This window comes from Puia sp. (genome assembly GCF_036500295.1).
In the GTDB taxonomy this organism is placed as follows: Bacteria; Bacteroidota; Bacteroidia; order Chitinophagales; family Chitinophagaceae; genus Puia.
Window position 1 is genome coordinate 1 of sequence record NZ_DASYCH010000030.1, and the last position, 8,591, is coordinate 8,591.

The following is an 8,591-nucleotide window of genomic DNA, read 5'->3' on the forward strand; positions in this document are numbered from 1 at the left end:
GTCGGCGATGGCTTCCGGGTGTTCAATTATATTCCGGGAGAAAGCGTCCCTCAACAACGCATCAGCCCCTTCCTGATGCTGGACTTTAATGCCGAAGTCGACTTCCCGCCTTCAACGCACTTGCGCGGTGTGGATGTCCACCCCCACAAAGGCTTCGAAACGGTAACGATCGCGTACAAAGGCAGCGTAGCCCATCACGACAGTGCCGGCAACAGTGGCACCATCAACCCCGGCGATGTCCAATGGATGACGGCAGGAGCCGGTATCCTCCACAAGGAATACCACGAACAGGAATACGCAAAAAGAGGCGGCCCATTTGAAATGGTACAACTCTGGGTCAACCTCCCCAAAAAGGACAAAGGCACGGCGCCCCATTACCAGGCCATCACAAAGGAACAGATGGGAAAGATCGACCTGCCCGATAACCAGGGCGTCATAAGTGTCATCGCCGGTGTATACAACGGCGTCAAAGGCCCGGCGCAAACCTATTCACCTGTGAATGTCTTTGACATAAAACTAAAAAAAGGCGCCACAACCCAAACCAGTCTGCCCGCCGGTTATAACACGGCAATCCTGCTGATCAACGGCAGCGCCACGATCAACGACCAACAGGCGCCCGAACACAGCTTCGTCCTCTTCGCCAACGAAGGTGAAACCATCGATATCACCGCGAACGAAGATTCCGTACTCCTCGTCCTCAGCGGCGAACCCCTCAACGAACCGATCGCCACCTACGGTCCCTTCGTTATGAATACCCAATCCGAGATCATCGATTCCATCCGCGAGTTTCAATCCGGTAAATTTGGCATCTTAAAATAAATAACAACGGGGTTGGAAGAGGAACGCCCTTCCAACCCCGTTTCATATCCTGCTCCGCAACAATTATTCCGTCTTCAAACTCCTCACCGGGTTCGCCATCGCCGCCCGTACCGCCTGGAACCCGATCGTACAAAGCCCGATCACCATCGCAATCACCGTCGTATAAAAAAATACCGTCCAGGTGATCGGCTGCCGGTACGCAAACCCCTGCAACCATTTACTCATGATCCACCACGCGACCGGCGCAGCGATCAACAACGATATAAAGATCAATTTCAAAAACTCGACCGACAATAGCCGCACGATCGTCGCCACACTCGCCCCCAATACTTTCCGCACACCGATCTCTTTCGTCCGCTGCTCCGCACTAAATGCCGCCAGCCCAAATAGCCCCAGACAGGAGATCAGGATGGCGATCACCGTAAAATATCCGACGATCTCCGCCAGCCGGTTATCGGCGGCATAATTCCGCTGGAACTGCTCATCCAGAAAGGTATACTCGAAAGGATCGACCGCATCCTGGTTACGCCAGATCTCCTGCGCCGCCTGGATCACGGGACCCACATTCCCCCCACGGGTATGCACGATCATATAGTCAAAGTCATTCTTGTCCGACAACAGCGAGAAAGCATACGGGGCCACCGCCACATGCAGATCCTCAAAATGAAAGTCTTTCACCACCCCCACGATGAGCACACCCGCCGTATCCGACGCACTCAAATACACCTTCCTCCCGATCGCCGCTTGCGGGGTGACAAACCCGACGGCCTTGATCGCACTTTCGTTCAGTATAAAGGAATTACTGGTATCCGACAGGAAGTCGCGGGAATATGCCCGCCCCGCCAGCACCGTAAATCCCAATGTCTTCATATAATCCGCATTCACAAAATTCGTCTTGACGACCTTCGCCTCACTCATCGTCTGCCCTGCCAGGCGGATCGCGTTGTCCGCCGGATTGCCAATCCCCGGATAGTAGGATGTTCCCGCAACAGACAACACGCTATTATTTTGCTGCAATTCACTCTTCAGCGAGGAAAAGATACCCTTGGCTATCTTACTCCGCAAAGGAATGACAAGCTGCTGATCCTTTTGAAAACCCAGATCGGCATGCCGCAGATAGGACATCTGCCGGAGGATGACCACCGTGGCAATGATCAGCACGATCGAGATCATAAATTGAACGACGACCAACCCCTTCCGCAACGACGCAACCGCCAGTGAATTGGTCAGCTTCCCCTTCAACACCTTCACCGGGTTAAAGGAAGATAGATAGAACGCCGGGTAACTCCCCGCAACCAGCCCCGTCAATACCGCCATCCCCCAAAAAGCGGCAAACAACCATCCATCCGCAGCCAGTGACAAACTGATCTCCTTGCCCGATAACCGGTTAAACAACGGCAAAAGCAACACCGTAAGCCCAACGGCTATACCAAACGCCATAAATGTCATCAACAACGACTCGCCAAGGAACTGCCGAACCAGCCCCCCTCTCTCCGCACCCAGCACTTTCCGAACCCCCACCTCGGAAGAGCGTTTCGAAGATCGCGCCGTCGACAGATTCATAAAATTTATACAGGCGATCAACAACGTAAATACAGCAATGGATGCCAGTATGTACAAATATGTGCGACTAGCCGAAGGCGTTACATTGGACGCGACAACATCGCTGAGATGGATGTCCTTCACAGGAATGAGGAACTGCTCCTTTTCAACGCCCCTTTTCTTCAGATCATTGTCCGCATATTTATGCATAAAGGCCGGCAGCTTCGCCTGGAAGCGCGCCGCATCGGTACCAGGTTGCAACTGGACATAACTATAGAACATATTGTTGATCGCAAAATTCGTCGGATTGCGATTGATATATTTCTCCATTCCCCCACCGGCAAACGATATAAATATCCGCTGATCGATATGCGAAGGCAACGCCATCGGCCGGAAAACACCCGTTACCCGATAATCATACTCGCCATTACTGCTGCTGTTGATATGAATGGTCTTTCCGAATGCAGGCGCATTCCCAAAGTATTTCCGGGCGACCTCCTCCGTCAGCACCACGGAATAGGGCTCTTCCAATGCATGCGCCGGCGACCCTTCCTTAAAATCATAGGTAAACATCTTAAAGAAGTCCCCATCCGCCAGCGCGATCTTATCCTCCAGGAAGGAACGCGTCTCACCCGAAGAAGTCGTCACCGAAAACAAGGTCTTACTATCAAACGAATTCAACAACCGGGTCGATCGGACCACCTCGGGAAATTCCTGCTTCAATGCACGGGCCATCGGTGCCGGCGTCATAGGAGCACTATGCTGCTTCTCTCCCTTCGTCACCCAGGTCGTCCCCACCTGGTACAGATCCCCAATATTCTTGTGGTAACTATCATAACTCATTTCATAATGGAGATACAAGGCGATCAGCATACAACACGCCAATCCCGCCGACAACCCAAAAATGTTGACCGACGAGAAAAACTTATTCTTTACAAGGTTCCTCCAGGCGATCGTAAAATAACTTTTTAGCATATGATTGTTTTTGTAATCCATTGGAACTCCGAACCACCCCGAGCTCGAATCGCATCAAACCGTACCAAACCGAACCGCATCGACCAACATCAAACGGCGTCCAACCCGATCGACCGACATCAAACCGAATCACATCGAACCACGTAAGACTCCCCTATCCCCCAACCAATCAAATGCCTGAATATAAATCTTTAACTATCAATGGCCTACGTCTCATGAACCCGGCCGAACTGTCCGTTTTCGGTACAGCAGTTGTTCTATTTTCGTACCTTTGCCCCCTGATGCAAGCGAAAACGGAACATAAGAACATACGACACCTGAGCCTCACCGAGTTAGAGCAGTACTTCGAAACCCTCGGGGAAAAAAAGTTCCGCGCAAAACAAGTCTATGAATGGATCTGGCAAAAACACGCCCACCACTTCGACGACATGACCAACCTCAGCAAGGAGCTCCGCCAGCAGCTTGCCGAAAACTTCTCCCTACCCGCACTAAAAGTCGACGCCACCCAATACTCCGCCGACGGCACCATCAAAAGCCGCTTCCACACCGTCGACCACCACATGATCGAAGGCGTCCTCATCCCGACCGATGAACGCAAAACGGCCTGCGTATCCTCCCAGATCGGTTGCTCCCTTAGCTGCAAATTCTGCGCGACAGGGTATATGGCACGTCAACGCAACCTCGACTACGACGAGATCTACGACGAAGTCGTCCTCCTCAACCAACAGTCCGAACGCGTCTACGAGAAAAAGCTTACCAACATCGTCTTTATGGGAATGGGCGAACCCCTGCTGAACTATAAAAATGTCCTGAAGGCGATCGAGCGCATAACGAATCCAACTGATGGACTCGGCATGAGCCCCCGCCGTATCACCGTTTCCACCGCCGGCGTCGCAAAGATGATCCGCCAACTCGGCGACGACAAGGTAAAATTTAAGCTGGCCCTCTCCCTCCACGCGGCCAATGATACGAAGCGCAACGAGATCATGCCCATCAACGAATCAAACAATATCGGCGCCCTCATCGACGCCCTCAACTATTTCTACCAGCAAACCGGCAACGAGATCACCTTCGAATATATCCTCTTCCGCGATTTCAACGACAGCCGCCAGGACGCCGACGAACTCGTAAAGCTCTACCGCCAGGTCCCCGCCGACCTCGTCAACATCATCGAATACAACCCCATCGAACAGGCCCTCTTCGCCAAACCCGAAGAGCACGCCATCCAACAATTCATGCAGCACCTCGAAAAAAACAAGGTCAACGCCCGCCTCCGCCGCAGCCGCGGCAAAGACATCGACGCGGCCTGCGGACAACTAGCTAATAAAGAGTAGCAGCAGTGGCATAACTAATAAACAACCCATCCCCTTCCCAACATCCCCAAATTGGACTACCTTAGCACTCTTATTTAACTTAACAGGTAGTCCGCTATGCTCCCCTGGAAGACCATCATACAATTTCAGAAAGACGAAAACTGCCCCGTCTATCTGCAGATCGCCAACGCCATCATCCTGGAAATGAAACGAGGACGGATCGGCCCCGGCATTCGCCTACCCGGCACCCGCCAACTCGCAGAGACCCTGAACGTCCACCGAAAAACAGTCGTTCGGGCCTACGAAGAGCTCGACGCCCAGGCCTGGATCGAATTGCGGCCCAACCAGGGAACGTTCACCAGCCACGAACTGCCCGAGATCAACCCCAAACGGCTGGCCGCCCGACAAGAAAAACCCAACACCTTCCCCGCCACGACAGGCTATCCCGTCCCCGTCAATAAGCTGATCCGGACACCCGTCTCCCCTAACCGGCATATCCCGGGATTCCATGACGGTCCCGATGCCCGCATGGTGCCGGTAGGCGAGATCGCCAAAGCATACCGCAGCGTTCTGATGAAGAAACTGAACGCGAAGTATACCTCCTACGTGGATACCGCGGGCGTAGAAAAATTCAGAAGGGTCCTGTCGGAACAGCTCAACGCCAGCCGCGGACTGCAAACGACTTTCGAAAACATCATGATCACCCGGGGCAGCACGATGGGACTTTATCTGATCGTCAACATCCTCTTTTCCAAAGGAGATACCGTCATCGCCGGAGACCCAAATTATTATTATGCCGACCGCGCCTTCCTCAATGCCGGTATGAAGCTGATCCGCGTCAGGGTCGACGATTGCGGCATCGACGTGGACGCCATCGAAAAATTGTGCCGGAAGAAAAAGATCAACGCCGTACACATCACCTCCCACCATCATTACCCCACCACCGTTACCCTGACCGCCTCCCGCAGGATCAAACTGCTATCGCTGGCAGAAAAATTCGGTTTCGTTATCATCGAGGACGACTACGATTACGACCTGCACTATTGCAGCAGCCCCATCCTTCCCCTGGCAAGCGCCGACACCAGGGGCATGGTGATCTATATCGGCACCCTGAGCAAGGTCCTGTCACCGGCTATCCGTACCGGTTATGTCATAGCCCCCGCCAACCTTGTACTGGAACTGGCCCGGCTCCGGCAGATCATCGATACCCAGGGCGACCCCATCATGGAATTGGCCCTCACGGAAATGTACCAGGATGGCAGCATCCGGCGGCACCTCAAAAAATCATTGCACGAATACCACCAGCGCAGGGATTTTGTCTGCGCCGGCCTTTCCGCACAGCTCCCGGATCTGATCGACTTTAAAGTACCCGACGGAGGCCTCGCCATCTGGGCGAAGTTCCACCCCTCCATTCCCCTGCCCCCGCTCACAGAACGGCTATTGGCCAGGGGAATTATCCTCTCCAATGGACTGATCCATAATACAACGCCTCTTTCTTTGAACGCTACCCGGCTCGGCTTCGCATGGATGACCGAAACAGAGGCGGCAAAAGCCATCGACATCCTCAGCGACACCATCCATTCGAAAAAAGCATGACCAAGCCGGACTACCGTATATCTTAAAACCGGACACCTTAATAGTCCGCTCTCTTTCTATCTTTGAGGAGTCAACATTCTTCAAGCAAAAAAAGAGAACCATGAAAAAGATCGCCCTGGCAGGCTTTTCAATACTGATCAGCCTCCAATTATTCGCCATTCCCATATCCGCCAACCCCTATCCCCTCGTCCGCTCAACCAACTCCATCATCCGTCCGGCCAACCTCTATCCCACCCCCGGCGCCAACCCCGCCCCCACCGTCAGCGAAAGCCTCCTGAAAACCTTCCGCGAAACCTTCCCCGACGCGGAAAGAGTCGTCTGGAACGAATCCAGTATGTATTATACCGTCAGTTTCTACCAGAAAAACATCATCACCCGGATCAACTATGATAAGAACGGCGCGTTTTCAGGCTCCTTCCGTTATTATTCCGAAAGCTATCTTCCCTACTACCTGATCAATGTGGTAAAAAATAAATATCCCGGCCTGAAGATCTTTGGAGTGACCGAGATCACCGCCCCTTCCGGCATACTCTATTATATCAAACTGGAAGGTCCAAAATACTGGCTTACCGCCGTACTGGACGGTCAGGGCGAAGGCTTCGCCCAGGAAAAATACCGCAAGTCCCTTTAATGACAGAAACCCGGGATCGCTGCCAACGCTTTTCTCACGTGTGACTGTAAATCCAAAATGCCCCGGTTCTCCGGGGTATTATTTTTTCTCGCCCTTGGTACATTTCTCCCCATCCCCTTGTCTTTAGCATATAGCTCCATTTATGCAAGAAGAACGTTTCTGGTCCTTAGCAAGTCTCCAACTCTCCGGCGAAGCCACCCCCGAAGAACTGGCGGAGCTCGGCCAACTCCTGTCCGACCACCCCGAACTGGCCCTCCGACTCGAGATCTTCACCAATATCTGGCGCCAAAAACAGTACCCGGAGTTCGCAAACCCAAACCCCCTCACCAAAGAAGACGCCTTCAACCGGCACCTCCAACGACTAAGCACCCACCTTTCCTCCCCTGCCCTCCAATACGAAACCACCCCCCACCCCCGCCGGCGATGGATCACAACGATAACAGCAACAACAGCCGCAGCAGCAGCCATCCTCGCAATAGCCTTCTTTGTCTATCGCTATAACAGCAGCGCCGGCAAAACCACCGGCAGTAATAACGCGATCGCCGCCAATACCGTCAGCACCCGCCCCGGCTCCAAATCCAGGATCCAACTGCCCGATGGCACCCAGGTCTGGCTGAACGCCGACAGCCGCCTCACCTATAATGTGTCCGACCCCAACCGCCCGCGCGAAGCCCAACTGACAGGCGAAGCCTATTTCGACGTGGCAAAAGACAAATCCCGCCCCTTCCTGATCCATACCCCCACGGTCGATATCGTCGTCCTGGGAACCGCATTCAACGTTCGCTCCTACAGCAATGACCGCAATACCGAGACGGCCCTTTTCCAGGGCTCCGTGGAAGTCACCCTGCACAACAACCCCGATAAAAAGATCATTTTACGGCCAAACGAAAAACTCACCGTTCACAACGACCAGCTCGCTGTATCCAGCCTCAGCCCCACCACACCGGATATGAACCACGCCGACGAACCCCTCATGACCCTGGGCAAGGTACATTTTCAAAAGAAGGACAGCAGCATCGTCGAATCCTTATGGACAAAGAACCAACTGGCCTTCGACAGCGCCCCCCTCGACGAGATCGCCCTGCAGATCGAACGATGGTATGATGTGAAAGTGACGATCAACAGCGATCGGCTAAAAAGAATGCAGCTCAGCGCCACCTTCGGCGACGTCCCCCTGAACCAGGTACTGGAAGCGCTTAGCGTCAGCGGAAATTTCAATTATACGATCCGACAAAAAGATATAAGCATCACCCCGTGAACCCGACAGCGAATCCACGGACCACAATTTGCATATTCAACGATTATAAAACTAAACTTGCTGATATGAACCAAAACAGTCCCTGATCCATCCCCCAAAAAAAACGGAGGAAGTGGCAGCTTCCCCCGCAAATAACAACAGACAACAGGGCTCATCGCTGAGCCCCGGATCCATCATTACCATCAATCACTAAGTTATGCAAAAAAACAGAGCTTGCGTATCCCCTTTTACGCGTAACTCATTCATCAAATGCCTGCTGATGACGAAATTTGTGCTTTTTTTCCTTTTTGCCTTTTCTTCCCAGTGTTTTGCAAAAAGTTACGGGCAAACGACCATTGACCTCCGGCTGGAAAAGGTCTCTCTAAAAAAAGCCTTTAAAGCCATCGAGAACCAGGGCATTTTCCATTTCGTCTACCGCGACGAGATCCTTCCCACGGATCAACTGGTCACGATCCAC

General features: G+C 53.0%; 7 protein-coding genes. 6 read left to right on the plus strand and 1 reads right to left on the minus strand.

All coding sequences use genetic code 11. From position 1 onward, the window contains the following. Window positions 1–819 (plus strand): pirin family protein (locus tag VGM48_RS06560; protein WP_331577269.1); only part of this gene is annotated, 819 nt, incomplete at its 5' end. A 63-nt stretch (window positions 820–882) separates the two neighbouring features. On the opposite strand, the gene VGM48_RS06565 is transcribed toward VGM48_RS06560, so the two are convergent. Continuing rightward, window positions 883–3,336, minus strand: a complete 2,454-nt coding sequence (locus VGM48_RS06565) for an ABC transporter permease (protein WP_331577271.1) — start codon at window positions 3,334–3,336, stop codon at window positions 883–885. 281 nt (window positions 3,337–3,617) lie between these two features. On the opposite strand from VGM48_RS06565, the gene rlmN reads away from it, so the two are divergent. The 5 genes from rlmN to VGM48_RS06590 form a co-directional block, all read left to right on the plus strand. Then, the gene (gene rlmN, locus VGM48_RS06570; protein WP_331577273.1) at window positions 3,618–4,670 is read left to right on the plus strand and encodes a 23S rRNA (adenine(2503)-C(2))-methyltransferase RlmN; all 1,053 of its coding nucleotides are present in this window, start codon (window positions 3,618–3,620) and stop codon (window positions 4,668–4,670) included. Window positions 4,671–4,766: 96 nt separating this feature from the next. Continuing rightward, window positions 4,767–6,245: a PLP-dependent aminotransferase family protein gene (locus tag VGM48_RS06575; RefSeq protein ID WP_331577275.1), complete on the plus strand. Its 1,479-nt coding sequence runs from the start codon at window positions 4,767–4,769 to the stop codon at window positions 6,243–6,245. Between the two features lie 100 nt (window positions 6,246–6,345). Beyond that, window positions 6,346–6,876, plus strand: a complete 531-nt coding sequence (locus tag VGM48_RS06580) for a hypothetical protein (protein ID WP_331577277.1) — start codon at window positions 6,346–6,348, stop codon at window positions 6,874–6,876. A 142-nt stretch (window positions 6,877–7,018) separates the two neighbouring features. Next, window positions 7,019–8,134 (plus strand): FecR family protein, encoded by a 1,116-nt coding sequence (locus VGM48_RS06585; protein ID WP_331577279.1) that lies wholly within the window; start codon window positions 7,019–7,021, stop codon window positions 8,132–8,134. 196 nt (window positions 8,135–8,330) lie between these two features. Further along, the coding region (locus VGM48_RS06590) for a hypothetical protein (protein WP_331577281.1) at window positions 8,331–8,591 on the plus strand (261 nt) is incomplete at its 3' end.

Bases quoted from the DNA above. Each gene is read 5' to 3' on its own strand.
- VGM48_RS06565 (WP_331577271.1), bottom strand. From the start codon at position 3,336: ATGCTAAAAAGTTATTTTACGATCGCCTGGAGGAACCTTGTAAAGAAT.
- VGM48_RS06575 (WP_331577275.1), top strand. From the start codon at position 4,767: ATGCTCCCCTGGAAGACCATCATACAATTTCAGAAAGACGAAAACTGC.
- VGM48_RS06580 (WP_331577277.1), top strand. From the start codon at position 6,346: ATGAAAAAGATCGCCCTGGCAGGCTTTTCAATACTGATCAGCCTCCAA.
- VGM48_RS06585 (WP_331577279.1), top strand. From the start codon at position 7,019: ATGCAAGAAGAACGTTTCTGGTCCTTAGCAAGTCTCCAACTCTCCGGC.
- rlmN (WP_331577273.1), top strand. From the start codon at position 3,618: ATGCAAGCGAAAACGGAACATAAGAACATACGACACCTGAGCCTCACC.